The organism is Mesorhizobium ciceri biovar biserrulae (genome assembly GCF_001618845.1).
In the GTDB taxonomy this organism is placed as follows: domain Bacteria; phylum Pseudomonadota; class Alphaproteobacteria; order Rhizobiales; family Rhizobiaceae; genus Mesorhizobium; species Mesorhizobium ciceri.
This window is the reverse complement of record NZ_CP015064.1, coordinates 3,857,151-3,874,354: the sequence shown is the minus strand read 5'-3', so window position 1 is coordinate 3,874,354 and position 17,204 is coordinate 3,857,151. Positions and strand designations below refer to the sequence as shown.

At 62.5% G+C, this 17,204-nt stretch carries 13 protein-coding genes; 10 read left to right on the top strand and 3 right to left on the bottom strand.

Going from position 1 to position 17,204, the window contains the following annotated elements:
• Window positions 1–110 precede the first annotated feature (110 nt).
• The 4 genes from A4R29_RS18135 to A4R29_RS18120 all read left to right on the top strand — a co-directional run bounded on the left by A4R29_RS18135 (window position 111) and on the right by A4R29_RS18120 (window position 6,482).
• On the top strand, window positions 111–1,763 hold the full coding sequence (locus tag A4R29_RS18135; RefSeq protein ID WP_013530882.1) for an ABC transporter substrate-binding protein: 1,653 nt from the start codon (window positions 111–113) through the stop codon (window positions 1,761–1,763).
• 230 nt (window positions 1,764–1,993) lie between these two features.
• A complete protein-coding gene (locus A4R29_RS18130; protein ID WP_013530883.1) occupies window positions 1,994–3,028 on the top strand; it encodes an ABC transporter permease in 1,035 nt (344 codons plus the stop codon).
• Window positions 3,029–3,040: 12 nt separating this feature from the next.
• Window positions 3,041–4,198, top strand: a complete 1,158-nt coding sequence (locus A4R29_RS18125; RefSeq protein WP_013530884.1) for an ABC transporter permease — start codon at window positions 3,041–3,043, stop codon at window positions 4,196–4,198.
• A gap of 67 nt (window positions 4,199–4,265) precedes the next feature.
• Window positions 4,266–6,482 (top strand): dipeptide ABC transporter ATP-binding protein, encoded by a 2,217-nt coding sequence (locus A4R29_RS18120; protein WP_063172521.1) that lies wholly within the window; start codon window positions 4,266–4,268, stop codon window positions 6,480–6,482.
• Window positions 6,483–6,516: 34 nt separating this feature from the next.
• Here the strand turns inward: A4R29_RS18120 and A4R29_RS18115 are convergent, their stop codons facing one another.
• Window positions 6,517–7,107, bottom strand: a complete 591-nt coding sequence (locus A4R29_RS18115; RefSeq protein WP_013530886.1) for a transglycosylase SLT domain-containing protein — start codon at window positions 7,105–7,107, stop codon at window positions 6,517–6,519.
• Between the two features lie 217 nt (window positions 7,108–7,324).
• On the opposite strand from A4R29_RS18115, the gene A4R29_RS18110 reads away from it, so the two are divergent.
• Both A4R29_RS18110 and A4R29_RS18105 read left to right on the top strand, forming a co-directional pair.
• The gene (locus tag A4R29_RS18110; protein ID WP_024501515.1) at window positions 7,325–8,863 is read left to right on the top strand and encodes a trimethylamine methyltransferase family protein; all 1,539 of its coding nucleotides are present in this window, start codon (window positions 7,325–7,327) and stop codon (window positions 8,861–8,863) included.
• A 58-nt stretch (window positions 8,864–8,921) separates the two neighbouring features.
• A complete protein-coding gene (locus tag A4R29_RS18105; RefSeq protein WP_063172520.1) occupies window positions 8,922–11,348 on the top strand; it encodes a GcvT family protein in 2,427 nt (808 codons plus the stop codon).
• Between the two features lie 113 nt (window positions 11,349–11,461).
• Here A4R29_RS18105 and A4R29_RS18100 read toward each other — a convergent pair whose 3' ends face one another.
• The gene (locus A4R29_RS18100) at window positions 11,462–11,854 is read right to left on the bottom strand and encodes a DoxX family protein (protein WP_013530889.1); all 393 of its coding nucleotides are present in this window, start codon (window positions 11,852–11,854) and stop codon (window positions 11,462–11,464) included.
• Window positions 11,855–12,051: 197 nt separating this feature from the next.
• Here A4R29_RS18100 and A4R29_RS18095 point away from each other — a divergent pair, with 197 nt between their 5' ends.
• Complete coding sequence (locus A4R29_RS18095; RefSeq protein WP_084652544.1) at window positions 12,052–12,540, top strand: hypothetical protein; 489 nt, start codon at window positions 12,052–12,054, stop codon at window positions 12,538–12,540.
• Window positions 12,541–12,620: 80 nt separating this feature from the next.
• On the opposite strand, the gene A4R29_RS18090 is transcribed toward A4R29_RS18095, so the two are convergent.
• Window positions 12,621–13,397, bottom strand: coding sequence for a VOC family protein (locus A4R29_RS18090; protein ID WP_063172519.1), 777 nt, complete (start codon window positions 13,395–13,397; stop codon window positions 12,621–12,623).
• Window positions 13,398–13,563: 166 nt separating this feature from the next.
• Between A4R29_RS18090 and A4R29_RS18085 the strand changes: the two genes are divergently transcribed.
• The 3 genes from A4R29_RS18085 to preA all read left to right on the top strand — a co-directional run bounded on the left by A4R29_RS18085 (window position 13,564) and on the right by preA (window position 17,102).
• Window positions 13,564–14,301, top strand: coding sequence for a gamma-glutamylcyclotransferase (locus A4R29_RS18085; RefSeq protein WP_024501513.1), 738 nt, complete (start codon window positions 13,564–13,566; stop codon window positions 14,299–14,301).
• Window positions 14,302–14,421: 120 nt separating this feature from the next.
• Window positions 14,422–15,786: an NAD(P)-dependent oxidoreductase gene (locus A4R29_RS18080; protein ID WP_063172518.1), complete on the top strand. Its 1,365-nt coding sequence runs from the start codon at window positions 14,422–14,424 to the stop codon at window positions 15,784–15,786.
• A 2-nt stretch (window positions 15,787–15,788) separates the two neighbouring features.
• Window positions 15,789–17,102 (top strand): NAD-dependent dihydropyrimidine dehydrogenase subunit PreA, encoded by a 1,314-nt coding sequence (preA, locus tag A4R29_RS18075; RefSeq protein ID WP_013530894.1) that lies wholly within the window; start codon window positions 15,789–15,791, stop codon window positions 17,100–17,102.
• Window positions 17,103–17,204: the final 102 nt, after the last annotated feature.

The following is a 17,204-nucleotide window of genomic DNA, read 5'->3' as shown; positions in this document are numbered from 1 at the left end:
CCTTTCAAAGTTGCACATTCCCTAACATGTTCTCAATCCACGCCGTCTTTGACATCATGGCCTGGATGCGGAATGTTAAAAGGCGGAAAGCCAACAATGGGAGTTAAGTCATGACAATTTATAAGAGTAATGGCGATCGCGTTCCGGATCACATCCTGGCCATGGCCGAAGAAGCCAAGGCAGGCAAGGTGGACCGCCGCGAATTCCTGGCCATGGCCAGCGTCTTCGGCGCATCGACGGCAATGGCTTACGGCTTGCTCGGCCTCGCCGATCCGACGCCGGCGAAGGCCGAAGAGGTAAAGGGCAAGAAGGGCGGCACGCTGAAGATCGCCCAGTGGATCAAAGATCCCAAGGACCCGCGCAAGGCCGACTGGTCGGAAATCGCCAATGCCGAGCGCCAGGCGCTGGAGCCGCTGGTCAAGTACACCTCCGAATACACGTTTCGCCCCTATCTGCTGGAAAGCTGGGACGTCAACGACGACGCCACGCAGTACACGCTGCATGTGCGCAAGGGCGTCACCTGGTCGAATGGCGATGCCTTCACCGCCGATGACGTCATCTTCAACCTGAAGCGCTGGGCTGACAAGAAAGCCGAAGGCAATTCCATGCCCGGCCGTCTCGGCTCGTTGGTCAAGGACGACAAGCTCGACGAAAGCGCCGTGACCAAGCCGGACGACCACACGGTCGTGCTTAAGCTCAGCAAGCCGGACATCGCGCTGATTCCGAACATGTGCGACTATCCCGGGCTGATCGTCCACAAGACCTTCGATGAGAAGGGCGGCGACTTCAAGGCCTGCCCGATCGGCACCGGTCCGTTCGAACTCGTCTCCTACGATGTCGGTCAGAAGGTGGTCTACAAGCGCCGCACCGATGACAAGTGGTGGGACGGCGAAGTGTTCCTCGATGGCCTGGAATTCATCGACTACGGCACCGATCCGGCAGCCATGGTCAGCGCTTTCGAGGCCGGCGAAGTGCACACCAACTTCGAGACTTCGGCCGACTATGTGTCGATCCTCGACGGCATGGACCTGGTGAAGTCGGAAATCGTCACCGCGTCGACCATCGTCTGCCGCACCAACGTCAACAACAAGCCCTATGGCGACCAGAAGGTGCGCAACGCGCTGCAGCTTGCGGTCGACAACAATGTCGTCTTGCAGCTCGGCTACGGCAATGCCGGCTCGGTCGCCGAAAACCACCATGTCTGCTCGATCCATCCGGAATATTACGAGCTGCCCAAGGTTGCCCGTGATCCGGCCAAGGCGAAGGCGCTGATGGCGGAAGCCGGCCAAGCCGACTTCGAACACGAGCTGATCACCGTCGACGAAGACTGGCACAAGAACACCGGCGATGCGATCGCCGCCCAGCTGCGCGACGCCGGCATCAAGGTGAAGCGCACCGTTCTGCCTGGTTCGACGTTCTGGAACGACTGGACGAAGTATCCGCTGTCGATGACCAACTGGAACATGCGTCCGCTCGGCGTCCAGGTTCTGGCCATCGCCTATCGCACCGGCGAGGCCTGGAACGAGGCCGGCTGGTCGAATCCGGACTGGGATGCCAAGCTCAATGCGGCGCTCGCCGTTGCCGACGCCGCCAAGCGCAAGGACATGATGAAGGACATCGAGCAGATCCTGCAGGATTCCGGCATCATGATCCAGCCGTACTGGCGCAAGCTCTACAGCCACTCGGTGAAGGCGGTGCAGAACTACAAGATGCACCCGACCTTCGAGCGCGACTACGGCAAGGTCTGGCTCGACCAGGCTTGATATCGCATCGACATGGAGGGAAGGGGCTCGCTCCCTTCCCTCGCTCTTTGCATTGTCCGTCCCTGCTGGTCCGCACATTCTCAAAAAAGTTGCGGACTCGCGGGCAAGGCCATGCAACAAAAACAGGGTTGATCGCATCCGAAGGCCTGTTTGACAGCCAGCCCCGCCGGTCACGGCAGGGTTGGCTTTCATAGCCGGCTCAAACCCCAACCCATCGGCAGGGGGCCGCCATGCTTTCCTTCGTTATCAGGCGTCTTGGCACCATGGCATTGACGATGCTGTGCCTGACCATGGTCGTCTTCTTCCTGATCAACCTCGAACCCAATCTGAAGAAGCTGGCGATCAGCCAGACCGAAATGCATACGTCGGCCGAGCAGCTCGAGAGCTGGCTGGTCAACCATGGCTACCGGCAGAACTTCTTCGTCCGCTACGGCCAGTGGCTTGGTGTCTTGCCCAAGCAGCCGGTAACCGACCCGGCGACCGGTAAGCCGGCGCAGCGTTTCTCCTTCTGCAACGATCCGCTCGTGCCGACCTTTGCCGGCGTTTTCCAGGGCGATTTCGGCTGCTCGACCAAGTTCAAGGCGACCGTCGCCTCAAAACTGTTTCCGGCACTCGGCGCTACGGGCATCCTGATGTTCTGGGTGCTGGCGGTGATGGTGCCGATCTCGCTGCTGATCGGCATTCTGGCCGGCATGCGTGAGGGGTCGCGAACCGACCGGGTGCTGTCCGTGGCGTCGATCGCCTCGACGGCGACGCCTGAATATGTGTCGGGCGTCATCTTCACCGTCATCTTCGCCTCATGGCTAGGCTGGCTGAACGGCTCGGCGGCTTCGGCCAGCCAGGGCATCACCTTCTACAATTTCACACTGCCGGTGATGACGCTGGCGATCTACGGCATCGGCTATATCGCCCGCATGACGCGAGCTTCGATGGTCGAAGTGATGACGCAGCAATATATCCGTACCGCGCGGTTGAAGGGTCTCTCCTTCGGCAGCGTGGTGGTCAAACATGCCTTGCGCAACGCGCTGATCGCACCGTTCACCGTCATCATGCTGCAGTTCCCTTGGCTGCTCACCGGCGTCGTCATCGTCGAGGTGATGTTCCGCTACCAGGGCTTCGGCTACACGCTGGTCGAGGCGGCCGGCAACAACGATATCGACCTTTTGCTCGGCTGCTCGCTGGTCTCGGTGTTCATCGTCTTGATCACGCAGCTCATTTCCGATGTCGGCTACGCATTTCTCAATCCGCGTATCAGAGTTCAGTAGGGAGCGAAGCCGATGCCGGTTCAATACATCAGTGGCTTCACCGTCGTTTTCGAAGTGCTGTCGCGCTTCTGGCCGGTCTGGATCGCGCTCGTCATCGTCATGGGCGCGAGCTTCGCCTACAAGAAGAAGCTGGCGCTCTACGGCCAGCTGTTCGACAGCGGTGTCGGCATCGTCGGCGTCGGCATCTGCCTGTTCTGGCTGTTCACGGCGATCTTCGCCGCGACCATATCGCCCTTCGATCCGCTGGCCCAGATTCCGATCATGAAGGACGTGCTGCCGGGCGCCGTCGAACCGCAGTCGGGGCTGACCTATCTGTTCGGCGGCGACAAGCTGGCGCGCGACGTGTTTTCGCGCATGGTCTATGGCAGCCAGATCGTGCTGATCATCGCGCCTGCCGCGACCGGCTTCGCGCTGATGGTCGGCATCACGCTCGGCCTGCCCGCCGGCTATTACGGCGGCAAGATCGACACCGTGCTGTCGTTCCTGGCCAACCTTGTGCTCGCCTTCCCGGTGATCCTGCTGTTCTACCTCTTGGTGACGCCGGGCATCATGGACACGCCGATCCCGTACGGCATGGCCGGCGTGTTCTTCCTGTTCCCGATCATCTTCTTCAGCGTGCTGTTCTGGACCCGCTACAAGAACCGGCCCGACCGGCTCTACATCCTCCTCGGCATCACCCTGATCCTCGGTGGCTGGATCTATCTCGGCCTTGTGTTCGATAAGGACCCGCTGCACATCGTCCATATCGATCCAAACCAGCTCAACATCTTCGTGGCGGTGGTGTTCGCCTCCAGCCCCGGCGTGTTCCGCATCGTGCGTGGCCTGGTGATGGACATCAAGACGCGCGACTATGTGGCGGCGGCGCAGACGCGCGGTGAATCGCCCTGGTACATCATGCTGTGGGAGATCCTGCCCAATGCGCGCGGGCCGTTGATCGTCGATGCCTGCCTGCGCATCGGCTACACCACGATCCTGCTCGGCACGCTCGGTTATTTCGGCCTTGGCCTGGCGCCGGAAAGCCCGGACTGGGGCACCGCGATCAAGGACGCCAGCCGCCTGCTGCGCTCCTTCATCCATCCGGCGCTGCCGCCGACCATCGCACTGATGTCGTTCGTGCTGGGCTTGAACCTGCTCGCCGACTCGCTGCGCGAACAATCGATGAAAGACTGATGTCGCGGGTTTCGACCCGATGGGCCTGAGAGAAACAGGCCTGGAAGAACCAGGATTGGAGCGACCCATGGACGAGGCAGTTCGAAATCCCGCCAAGCCGACCCCCGGGCCAACCAAAGGGCCGATCATCGAGATCGAGAACCTGTCGATCTCCTTCTTCACCCGCAAGGGCGAGATACCGGCGGTCATGGATTTTTCCTGCACCGTCATGCCGGGCGAGGCGATGGGCATCGTCGGCGAATCCGGCTGCGGCAAGTCGACCGTGTCGCTCGGCATCATGCGCGACCTCTCCAACATCGGGAAGATCGTCGGCGGCAAGATCAAGTTCCAGGGCAAGGACATGGGCGAACTCTCCGACGAGGAGTTGCGTTCCATCCGCGGCAACAAGATCGCTATGATCTACCAGGAGCCGATGGCGAGCCTGAACCCGGCGATGAAGGTCGGCCAGCAGCTGATGGAAGTGCCGCTGATCCACGACAAGGTGTCGAAGGAAGAGGCCTATAAACGCGCCCTCGATATGGTGCGCTCGGTCAAATTGCCCGATCCCGAGCGTATGATGCGCTCCTATCCGCACCAGCTCTCCGGCGGCCAGCAGCAGCGCATCGTCATTGCCATGGCGCTGCTGTCGAAGCCGGCGCTGCTTTTGCTCGACGAGCCGACGACGGCGCTCGACGTGACGGTGGAGGCGGGCATCGTCGATCTGGTCAAGGGGCTGGGCGAAAAGTTCGGCACGTCGATGATCTTCGTGTCGCACAATCTCGGCCTGATCCTGGAAACCTGCGATCGCATCACGGTGATGTATTCGGGCGAAGCGGTGGAGACCGGCAAGATCAAGGACGTGTTCGACCGGATGCGCCACCCCTATACGCAAGGGCTGTTCCGCTCGATCCCGCTGCCGGGCGCCGACAAGAACTCACGGCCGCTGATCTCCATCCCCGGACAGCTGCCGCTGCCGCACGAGCGGCCCAAGGGCTGCAATTTCGGCCCGCGCTGCCACCATTTCGTCGAGGGTGTCTGCAACGCCGCCGAAATCCCGATGATCGAGGTCGCTGGTCACGAAGGCCATTTCTCGCGCTGCGTGCGCTTCAACGAGATCGACTGGGAGGCGCTGCCACCCGGTGCCAAGAAGGTCAATGAGCGCGTCGTGCCCGGCGCGCCGGTGCTCAAGATCGAGGACCTCAGAAAATATTACAGGGTCGGCGGCAGCGAGGTGTTCGGCTCGAGCGAGGGCCGCGTCGTCAAGGCCAACGAGACGATCTCGTTCATGGCGCGCGAATCCGAGACGGTCGCCATCGTCGGCGAATCCGGCTGCGGAAAGTCGACGCTGGCCAAGGTGCTGCTCGGGCTGGAGACGGCAAGTGCCGGCACGGTGACGCTGGGCAACACGGAAATCCAGTCGACGGGGATCGACAAACGGAGCGTCGACACGGTGTCGTCGATCCAGATGGTGTTCCAGAATCCGTTCGACACGCTCAATCCCAGCCATTCGGTCGGTTCGCAGATCATCCGCACGCTGGAGAAGTTCAATGTCGGCAAGACGGTTGCCGATCGCCGCAAGCGCATGCTGGAGCTGCTCGACCTGGTGAAGCTGCCGCGGGCATTCGAAACCCGCAAGCCGCGTCAGCTTTCGGGCGGCCAGAAGCAGCGCATCGGCGTGGCGCGAGCCTTTGCCGGTGACGCCAAGGTGGTGGTGGCCGACGAGCCGGTCTCGGCATTGGACGTGTCGGTGCAGGCGGCGGTGACCGAACTGCTGATGGACATCCAGCGTAAGAACAAGACGACGATGCTGTTTATCAGCCACGATCTGTCCGTCGTTCGCTACATCGCCGACCGCGTCGTCGTCATGTATCTCGGCTACATCGTCGAGCAAGGCACGACCGACCAGATCTTCGCACCGCCCTATCATCCCTACACCGAGGCGCTGCTGTCGGCGATCCCGATCGCCGACACGAGTGTCGTGAAGAAGCACATCGTGCTGGAAGGCGACATCCCGTCGGCGATGAACCCGCCATCCGGGTGTCCGTTCCAGACCCGTTGCGGCTACAAGAAGCTGGTGCCGGACAATCTCTGCGAGACCAAGGTGCCGCCGGTCAAGCATCTCGGCGACGGTCATATGAGCCTGTGCTGGCTCTCCGACGACGTGCTGGCCAAGATGGAGCCCGTGATCAAGTTCGACAAGGAACACGCCGCGCACGAAGGTATGCCGGACGACGCGTCGCATGGCGATGGCCCCGGTTTTGCTGGCACGCCACCAAAGCGTCCGCGCGGCAAAAGGCCGAGCTGACCGTCCGAAGATCGAGATCAACGATGCGGCAAGATCAGTTCCCGCACTCGCTCAACTGCTGGGCATAGTCCCGCGCCATCTTGTCGGTGGCCCGGGCATAGCCCTGCACACCGGCATCGCCCCTGTTGCCGCGGCCATAGGCGGTCCAGCCGAGATAGTAGGCAAGGTAGAGATTGTAGGTGTCGTTGCGGGCGACGCCGTAGGTGTCAGATGTCTTGGAATGATACCAGCCGACGAAATCGACCGCATCGGCGAATTTCGTCCGCCGCGCCGCCCAGTTGCCGGTCTCGCGCTGATATTGCGACCAGGTGCCGTCCAGCGCCTGCGAGAAGCCGGTGGCCGTGGAGACGTGCTTCCACGGAATGAAGCCGAGCAGCTTGGTACGCGGCGGCCTTGCATTGCTCTTGAAGCCCGATTCCTTGCGCACCGTCGCCATCAGTACGGGAACGGGGATGCCGTATTTCTGCTGCGTGCGCTCGGCGGCAGACTGCCAGTTGTCGAACCAGCCGTCATTCTGGTCGAAGACGGCGCAGACATTGTTGATGTGATTGGGCGGCGTGGCGCAGGCCGAAAGCGCCAGCAGCACGCAAACCGCACCAATTTTACTAAAACTCGAACTACGCATCGGCAGAGCAATAGGCCGAAATCATAAAGGGAATCTTGCAGCGTCCATTAACGCTTCGCCCGAGCGGTCGCTCGAGGAAATCCCATATCAACAATCCGACATATTTCGTCGTGTTTTCTAAATGGATACTGCAGAAATGCCGCCGTGGCTAAAATCACGCCCGCAAACGGCGTATTTATGACAGCTTGCCTGGTTTGCCGGGGCTTTGATGCCAGGCATGAACGAACCAAGACGCAAACGCGGCGCCGAGCGCACCAGCAATCGGGGGCCATCGGCCATTCCGCAACTGCCGCTCAGGCGGGTGACCAATCCCTATCCGCCAATGGCCATGCTGTCGCCCGATCAGATCGAGCAGATCCATCAGGCGTCGATGCACATATTGGAGAATTTCGGCATTGAGGTGATGAGTCCGCGCGCGCTGTCGCTGTTCGAGAAGGCCGGCGCCAGGGTCGATCATGCCTCAGCGAATGTCCGCATCGATCGCGGCCTGATCGAAGACGTGCTGAAGACCACGCAGCCCAGCTATGTGTTGACGCCGCGCAACCCGGCCAACGCGGTTCATCTGGGCGGCAACACCATCAATTTCACCCTCGTTGCCGGGCCGCCCAATGTCCATGACATGGAGCGCGGCCGCCGCGCCGGCAATTTGCGCGACTATTCGGATCTCACACGGCTGGCGCAGCATTTCAACTGCATCCACATGCTGGGCAACCAGGTCTGCGCGCCGGTGGAGCTGCCGGCAAACTCCCGCCATCTCGACACTTATTTCACCAATCTGACGCTGACCGACAAGAGTTTCCATGTCTCGGCGATCGGCCGGGGCAGGGCATTGGACGGCATCGAGATGATGGCGATTTCGCGTGGGCTGACGCTCGACCAGATGCGCGACGATCCCGGTATCACCACGATCATCTCGGTCAACTCCCCGCGCCGCTTCGACGAGATGATGGCCGAAGGACTGATGACCATGGCCGAGTTCGGCCAGTCGGTGGCGGTGACGCCGTTCACGCTGATGGGGGCGATGAGCCCGGTGACGCTGGCCGGGGCGCTGGCGCAGCAGAATGCCGAGGCGCTGTTCGGCGTCGTGCTGACGCAGCTTGTCCGTCCGGGCGCGCCGGTCATGTATGGCGCCTTCACCTCCAATGTCGACATGAAGTCGGGCGCGCCGGCCTTCGGCACGCCTGAGAATACCAAGGCCAACATTGCGTCAGGGCAACTGGCGCGGCGCTACGGGCTGCCGTACCGCACGACGCCAGGCTCGGCTTCCAATGCCGCCGACGCGCAGGGCGCCTATGAGACGCTGATGGCGCTGTGGGGCGCGGTGCTCGGCCACGGCAATCTCGTCTACCACGCCGCCGGCTGGCAGGAGGGCGGGCTGACGGCGTCGTTCGAAAAACTCATCATCGATGTCGAGATGATCCAGCATATGATGGAGTTCTTGCGCCCGATCGAAGTCAATGAGGCGGAACTCGCCGTCGAGGCTTTGGGTGCGGTGCCAACCGGTGGGCATTTCTTCGGCGAGCCGCACACGCTGGAGCGCTACGCCACTGCCTTCTACCAGCCGATGCTGTCCAACTGGCAGAATTACGAAGCCTGGCAGGAAGCCGGCGGCCTCGACGCCACGGCACGCGCAACGCGGCTGTGGAAGAAAGCGCTGGAGGACTATGTCGAGCCGGTGATGGATATCGCCGTGCGCGAGGCGCTAGAGGCTTACATGGCCAGGCGCAAGGAAGCGATCGGGCAGGGAGAGCCGTGATCGTTCCCAGCTTGAATCCATTCACCCATTCAACTCACTGATATCAGAGAAAAAATCCATGAAATCGCATGCAAAGGTCGTGGTCATTGGCGGTGGCGTCGTCGGATGCTCCGTGTTGTTCCATCTCGCCCGCCACGGCTGGACCGATGTTGTCCTGCTGGAGCGCGACGAGCTGACCTCAGGCTCGACCTGGCACGCGGCCGGGGGCATGCACACCATCAATGGCGACCCCAACGTCGCCAAGCTGCAGAAATACACGATCAATCTCTACAAGGAGATCGAGGAGCTTTCCGGCCAGGCGACCGGCGTGCATCTGACCGGTGGCGTGCTTCTGGCAGCGACCGAGGCGCGGCTCGACTGGCTGCGCGGCGTCGTCGCCAAGGGCCGCTATCTCGGCATAGAGCTCGAGGAGATCTCGCCCAACGAAGCGGCCGAACTGATGCCGCTGCTCGATCCCAAGCAGTTCGTCGGCGCGGTCAGGAACAAAGAGGACGGCCATCTCGATCCCTCCGGCGTCACCCACGCCTATGCCAAGGCCGCGCGGAAACTTGGGGCGGAAGTGGAGCGTTTCACCAAGGTCGAGGACATCGTGCGGCGCCCTGACGGGCTGTGGCGGGTCATCACCAACAAGGGCGAGGTGGTGGCCGAGCATGTCGTCAACGCCGGCGGCCTGTGGGCGCGCGAGGTCGGCCGCATGGTCGGCCTCGAACTGCCGGTGCTGGCCATGGAGCACATGTACCTGATCACCGAGGACATGCCGGAGGTCGCCGCCTGGAACGCCAAGACCGGCACCGAGATCATCCACGCGGTCGACTTCGATGGCGAGCTCTATCTGCGCCAGGAGCGCGGCGGCATGCTGATGGGCACTTACGAAAAGGCCAACAAGCCATGGTCCGAATACCAGACGCCATGGAATTTCGGCCATGAATTGCTGGCGCCCGACATCGACCGCATCGCGCCGTCGCTTGAGGTCGGCTTCCGCCATTTCCCGGCCTTCCAGAACACGGGCATCAAGCAGATCATCAACGGGCCTTTCACCTTCGCGCCCGACGGCAACCCATTGGTCGGGCCGGTGCGCGGGCTGCCGGGCTTCTGGGTCGCCTGCGGTGTCATGGCCGGGTTTTCGCAAGGCGGCGGCGTCGGCCTCGCTTTGTCGAACTGGATGATCGAGGGCGATCCCGGCGCCGACATCTGGGCGATGGATGTCGCGCGCTACGGCGACTGGGCGACGATGGCCTATACCAACGCCAAGGTGCGCGAGAATTATTCCAGGCGCTTTTCGATCCGCTTCCCCAATGAGGAGCTGCCCGCCGGGCGGCCGCTGAAGACGACGCCCATCTACGACCTGCTGTCGGCCAAGGGTGCGCAATGGGGCGTTGCCTATGGGCTGGAAGTGCCGCTGTGGTACGCGCCGGAAGGCGTCAAGGACGAATTCTCCTGGCGCCGCTCGAGCGATTTCACGCAGGTCGCCAAGGAGGTCGCCACAGTTCGCGACGGTGTCGGCCTGTCGGAGATTTCGAGCTTCGCCAAATACAAGGTGACGGGTGAGGGAGCGGCCGCCTGGCTCGACCGGATGCTTGCCTGCAAACTGCCCAAGCCCGGCCGCATGACGCTGGCGCCGATGCTGAAGGAAGACGGCAGACTGATCGGCGATTTCACCCTCGCCAATCTCGGAAGCGAGGGCTGGTTCCTCGCCGGCTCCGGCATCGCCGAGCAATACCATATGCGCTGGTTCGAGAAGCACCTGCCTGACGATGGATCGGTCCGCATCGAGGCGCTGGGCGCGAAGCTCACCGGTCTGTCGATCGCCGGCCCGAAGGCGCGGGATGTGCTGGCAAAGGCGACGCGCTCGGATGTCTCCAACGCGGCCTTTTCCTTCATGGCCATTGGCCGGATGGATATCGGCATGGCGCCGTGCCTGGTCGGCCGTGTGAGCTATACCGGCGATCTCGGCTACGAGATCTGGGTGGCGCCGGAATACCAGCGCGCCGCCTATCAAGCGCTGATGGCGGCGGGCGGGGAATTCGGCATCGGCCTGTTCGGCTCGCGCGCGCTCAATGCGCTGCGGCTGGACAAGAATTACGGCTCATGGGGGCGCGAGTACCGGCCGATCTACGGGCCGCTGGAAGCGGCGCTCGACCGCTTCGTTGCTTACGGCAAGGACGCCGATTTCATAGGCAAGGCCGCGGCGCTGGCCGAGCGCAGGCAGGGCGGCAAATTGCGCCTGCGCGCTTTTATCGTCGATGCCGACGATGCCGATGTCATTGGCGATGAGCCGATCTGGTTCGATGGTGCGGTGCGCGGCTGGGTGACGTCGGGCGGCTATGCGCATCATTCGAAGAAATCCGTCGCCGTCGGCTATGTGCCGAAGGAGATCGCTGATGAGAGCGACGGCTTCGAGATCGAGCTGCTGGGCAAGCGCCATGCGGCGCGCATTCAGGCGGTGCCGCTGTTCGACGCCAATTTCGAACGGATGCGTGCTTGAAGCGCTTCGGCTTCGCCGATGCGCTTCAGATTCCTGTTTTGTGGATGTCGTTGTCCCAAAACCGCCGGGCACTTTTGGGCGACATGCACCAGGCCCGCATCCTCTTTCTGGCGTCAGGCGCTGCGGCGGCTGTCCAGCGCGAAGGCGCCGGCGCCGGCAAACACCAGATAGAGGAAGATGAAGCAGAACGAGATCGCCGAATCGCCGCCATTGTTGACCGGGAAGAAGTCGCGCGGCATGTGCGCCATGAAATAGGCGATCGCCATTTCGCCGGCCAGAAGGAATGCCACCGGTCGCGTGAACAGGCCCAGCGCGAGCAGGATGCCGCCGGCGAATTCGAGGATGGCGGCAGTCGTGGTCAGCCCGGAAAGGGCGTGGGGATCGACGCTGACGGGGAAGTTGAACAGTTTCTGGCTGCCATGCTCGATGAACTGCAGCGCGGTCATGATGCGCAACACGCCGAGCGCCTGCGGCTGGTATCTGGAGAGGCTTTCGAAAAGCTTCATAATGACTCCATTTTCAATCCGTCCGGCCATAGATTATCGCCCAGGAATGGACCATTCACTTCCCATGGCCTGGCGTCAACAATCGGTGATCGAAAATGTCCCCAGCTTGACCCTTCATATTTTTCCCGCAAGGGTTGCATTTCTATCGTTGCGGTTGTATTAGTGCGGCCACTCTAGAAATGTGGGTTCCCTTTGCCATGAAAAAAGTCGCCATCAGCCTCTTCGCAATTCTTGCAGGCACCAGCTTTGCCATGGCCGAGGACGCCGGCTGTGAGGCCTTCAAGTGGCCCGTGACGCGGGAGCAGACCCTGTTTGCCGCGGCACCGGCAACGCCGTCCGGAGCGGCACTGGCGGTTGGTGCGGCTGCGGACCTGGCGCTGGTGCCGGTAGAGAAAGCCGGTTTTGCGGTAGCGCCCGAACGTGCGCCGGCATCAGACAGTTTCGGGGCCGTCGCCAGCGTGGAGGTGCCGTCCGAGGGAGCCATCCAGATAAGTCTCTCGGGGGAGGCCTGGATCGATGTCATCCAGGATGGCCAGGCCATCAAGTCGGCGGGCTATAGTGGCGTGAAAACATGCCCTGGCATCCGCAAGAGCGTGCGCTTCAAGCTTGCGCCCGGCCCGGCCACCGTTCAGTTCAGCGGCGCGAAAAAAGCTGAGTTGAAGGTTGCGGTGCTGGCGCCGGAATGAGGCGGCGCCAGGCAGGGGAGAGGCCTTCATCGGTGGTCCGATGAAAGCCCGCACTTTGTGTCAGCGGTGTTCGATCGCCGTCAGCGGACTGGCGCCATCAAGGCGAAGTGCGCGCCTTGCGGGTCCTGGCACTGCACGATCCAACTGCCGCCGGGGACCTCCATCGGCCCCATCAGGATCTTGCCGCCATTGTCGGTGACCCGTTTGGCCGCCGCGTCGATGGCCGCAACGTTGAAGTAGAATTGCCAGGCCGGCACCGGGATCTGCTCCGGCTTGTTCATGATGCCGCCGCCGGATTCGGGGCCGGCCGTAAAAGTCTGGTACGTGCCCATCGGGCCCATGTCGAAATCGCCGGCGTCGACCCAGCCGAACTGGTCGGAATAGAAATCGAACGCGGCTTTCCAGTCCGACGTGTAAAGCTCGTGCCAGCCGATGTGGCCCGGCGTGCTGGCCGGCACGACAGGCTGGTCGGGACCGTTCGGCTGCAGGAACATGAAGGTCGCGCCTTGCGGATCGGCGACGACGGCAAAGCGGCCGACGCCCGGAATGTCGTCGGGCTGGCGGTGAACGGTGCCGCCGGCTTTCTCCAGCGATGCCGTGGCAACGTCGACATCCCTGGTGTGGATATAGCCGAGCCAGGCAGGCGGCATGCCCATCTTGGCGGCATCCTCGGGCAAGGTCATCAGGCCGCCGACACCACGTTCGCCGACATTCATGACGATGTAGCGCGGCATGCCGGGTGCCTTATCGAAAGGCTGCGCCGTCCAGCCGACCACTTGGGTGTAGAACGCCTCGGCGGCGTCGAGATCTGATGTCATCAATTCGTACCAGAAGAAGGGCATCGGGGTTTTTGGCATTTTCGGTCTCCTCACCTTTCATGGATCGATCGTCGTCCATCATAGGACGATCCTCACGACGGAAATCCGACACCGCCCGGACAACAATGGGTGTGTGTGCCAAGCGTTCCCTGATTGCGCATCCAGCGGTTTTCGATTTCTCTGCGGTCATGAGGGGTTGTCGTCCATGCGCTTGATGTCGCTCACGCCCGAGCTTGTCGCACTGTGCCATCGGGAAGAGGCCGATCCCGGTCCGGACCCGAGCTGGACAGACATGAACGACGAGGACTTTCGAACCCTCGCCTTGCGACTGTCCAATGAAGCCGATGAGGGACCGTTATGGGTGTTCGCCTATGGGTCGCTGATCTGGAAGCCGGAATTCGAGTCGGTCGAGCAACAGCTCGCCACGGCCTTCGGCTGGCACCGCTCCTTCTGCCTCGACATGGTGCGCTGGCGCGGCAGCGCCGAGCAGCCTGGGTTGATGATGGCGCTCGAGCGGGGCGGGCGCTGCAACGGCGTGATCTATCGCTTGCCGGAGGGTGAGAAGCCGGCGCAGATCGAAAGGCTGCTGCGGCGCGAGATCAGCGACCATGAAAGCATCGAGACGGTTCGCTGGCTGCCGGTGCATACGCCGCAGGGTAAGCTGCGCGCGCTCGGCTTCTGGGTCGGCGTGAAGGGCAGGGGAACGTCGCTGAACCAGCCGCTGGACAGAGTGGCGAGCGTGCTGGCCAGAGCCTGCGGGCATATCGGATCCGGCGCCGAATATCTCTACAACACGGTCAGCCATCTCGAAGCATTCGGCATCCGCGACCGCAATCTGTGGCGATTGCAGGAATTGGTGGCGCAGGAGGTCAGGGCCATTCATGGCCGCAAGCTTGAGCCTGGCCTTTCGCTCGCACTGCAAGCCCGACCGCAGTCGCAATAATATGAGTAAAAAAATCATGTTATTGCCGAGCCTTTTCAGTGACTTGCGTCGAAAATTGACCAATTGATAAAAAAATAAAACGTGCTAGCCTTCCCCAAAAGAAAACATGGGGAACTGACGATGCCAGAAGGCCAATTCAGGGAAGGCATTGCGGGCGGCAGGCTCTCGGCCGACCAGTATGCGGATAATTTTTCCGACCTGCACCCGCCGCTCGACCACCACGAGGCGCTGGTCGAATCCGACCGCTGCTATTTCTGCTACGACGCACCGTGCATGAATGCATGCCCGACTTCGATCGACATTCCGCTGTTCATCCGCCAGATCTCGACCGGCAATCCGATCGGTTCGGCCAAGACCATCTTCGACCAGAACATATTGGGCGGCATGTGCGCCCGCGTCTGCCCGACCGAGACGCTGTGCGAGGAAGTCTGCGTGCGCGAGGTGGCGGAAGGCAAGCCGGTGCAGATCGGCCGCCTGCAGCGCTACGCCACCGACGTCGCCATGGGCGAGAACAAGCAGTTTTATCCGCGCGCCGAGCCGACCGGCAAGACGGTCGCCGTGGTCGGCGCCGGGCCGGCCGGCCTTGCCGCCGCGCACCGGCTCGCCCGCCACGGCCATGACGTGACCATCCTGGAGGCGCGCGCGAAGGCCGGCGGCCTCAACGAATACGGCATCGCCGCCTACAAGAGCGTCGACGATTTCGCCCAGGCCGAAGTCGACTACGTGACCGCGATCGGCGGTATCGACATCCAGAACGGCAAGGCGCTCGGCCGCGACTATCAGCTGTCGGATCTGATCCGCAATTACGACGCGGTGTTTCTCGGCATGGGCCTTGGCGGTGTCAATGCGCTGCGTGCCGATGGCGAGGACGCTGACGGCGTCATCAACGCGGTCGAGTTCATTGCCGAGCTGCGCCAGGCCAGCGACCTTTCCGGCCTGCCGGTTGGTCGCCGCGTCGTCGTCATCGGTGGCGGCATGACGGCCATCGACGCCGCGGTACAGTCGAAGCTGCTCGGCGCCGAGGAGGTGACGATCTGCTACCGGCGCGGCCAGGAGCACATGAATGCGTCTGAGTTCGAGCAGGATCTGGCCGCTGCCAATGGCGTCAGCATCCGTCACTGGCTGCAGCCGAAGCGGGTGATCGCCGAGAGCGGCAAGGTCACTGCCGTCGAACTCGAATACACCGCCCTCAACGGCGACAGGCTTGCCGGCACCGGCGAGACGCTGACGCTCGTTGCCGACCAGGTGTTCAAGGCGATTGGACAGAGCTTTGTCCCGGCCGCCCTCAATGGCAGCGGTGCATCGATCGAGCTCGAAGCCGGCCGCATCAAGGTGGATTCGGAAGGTCGCACGTCGCTTGCCAAGGTCTGGGCCGGTGGCGACTGCATCTTCGGTGGCGACGACCTCACCGTCTCGGCGGTCGCGCAGGGACGCGACGCTGCGGAGAGCATCAATCGGGCACTGACCTTGAACGGGAGGGCATGAGCATGGCGGATATCAGAAACAATTTCGTTGGCATCAAGTCGCCCAATCCGTTCTGGCTGGCCTCGGCGCCGCCGACCGACAAGGCCTACAACGTCATCCGCGCCTTCAAGGCCGGCTGGGGCGGCGTGGTGTGGAAGACGCTGGGCGAGGAGGGCCCACCGGTGGTCAACGTCAACGGTCCGCGCTACGGCGCGATCTGGGGCGCCGACCGCCGCCTGCTCGGCCTCAACAACATCGAACTGATCACCGACCGCGACCTGCAGGTCAATTTGCGCGAGATCAAGCAGGTCAAGAAGGACTGGCCCGACCGCGCCATCGTCGTCTCGCTCATGGTGCCTTGCGTCGAGGAAGCCTGGAAGGCGATCCTGCCGGTGGTCGAGGAGACGGAGGCCGACGGCATCGAGCTCAATTTCGGCTGTCCGCACGGCATGTCGGAACGCGGCATGGGCGCCGCCGTCGGCCAGGTGCCGGAATATATCGAAATGGTGGTGCGCTGGTGCAAGCAGAACACCCGTATGCCCGTCATCACCAAGCTGACGCCCAACATCACCGATGTGCGCAAGCCCGCGCGCGCAGCACATGCCGGCGGCACCGACGCGGTGTCGCTGATCAACACCATCAATTCGATCACTGGTGTCGATCTCGACAGCTTCGCGCCGCAGCCGACCATCGACGGCAAGGGCTCGCATGGCGGCTATTGCGGGCCGGCGGTGAAGCCGATCGCCATGAACATGGTGGCCGAGATCGCGCGCGATCCGGAAACGCAGGGCCTGCCGATCTCCGGCATCGGCGGCATCACCACCTGGCGTGACGCGGCCGAATTCATGGCGCTCGGCGCCGGCAATGTGCAGGTCTGCACGGCGGCGATGACCTACGGCTTCAAGATCGTGCAGGAGATGATCGCGGGCCTGGAAAACTGGATGGACGAGAAGGGGCACGCCTCGCTCGACGACATCGTCGGCCGCGCCACGCCCAATGTCACCGATTGGCAGTATCTCAACCTGAACTACGTCGCCAAGGCGCATATCGACCAGGATGCCTGCATCAAATGCGGCCGCTGCCACATCGCCTGCGAGGACACTTCGCACCAGGCGATCACCAGCATGGTCGACGGCGTCAGGCACTTCGAGGTCATCGAGGCCGAGTGTGTCGGCTGCAATCTCTGCGTCAATGTCTGCCCGGTGGAGAACTGCATTACCATGGAGCCGCTGGCAGCCGGTGTGATGGACCAGCGCACCGGCAGGCCGGTATCGCCGGTCTACGCCAACTGGACCACGCACCCGAACAACCCGATGGCCAAGGTGGCTGCGGAGTAGGAACTACCCCAAGAGAAAAGCGGCGCTTTCGAGCGCCGTTTTTCATTTTCCTATTGCGGATAAGAATTATCCACGATAGTATGTATCCATGAATAAGGAACC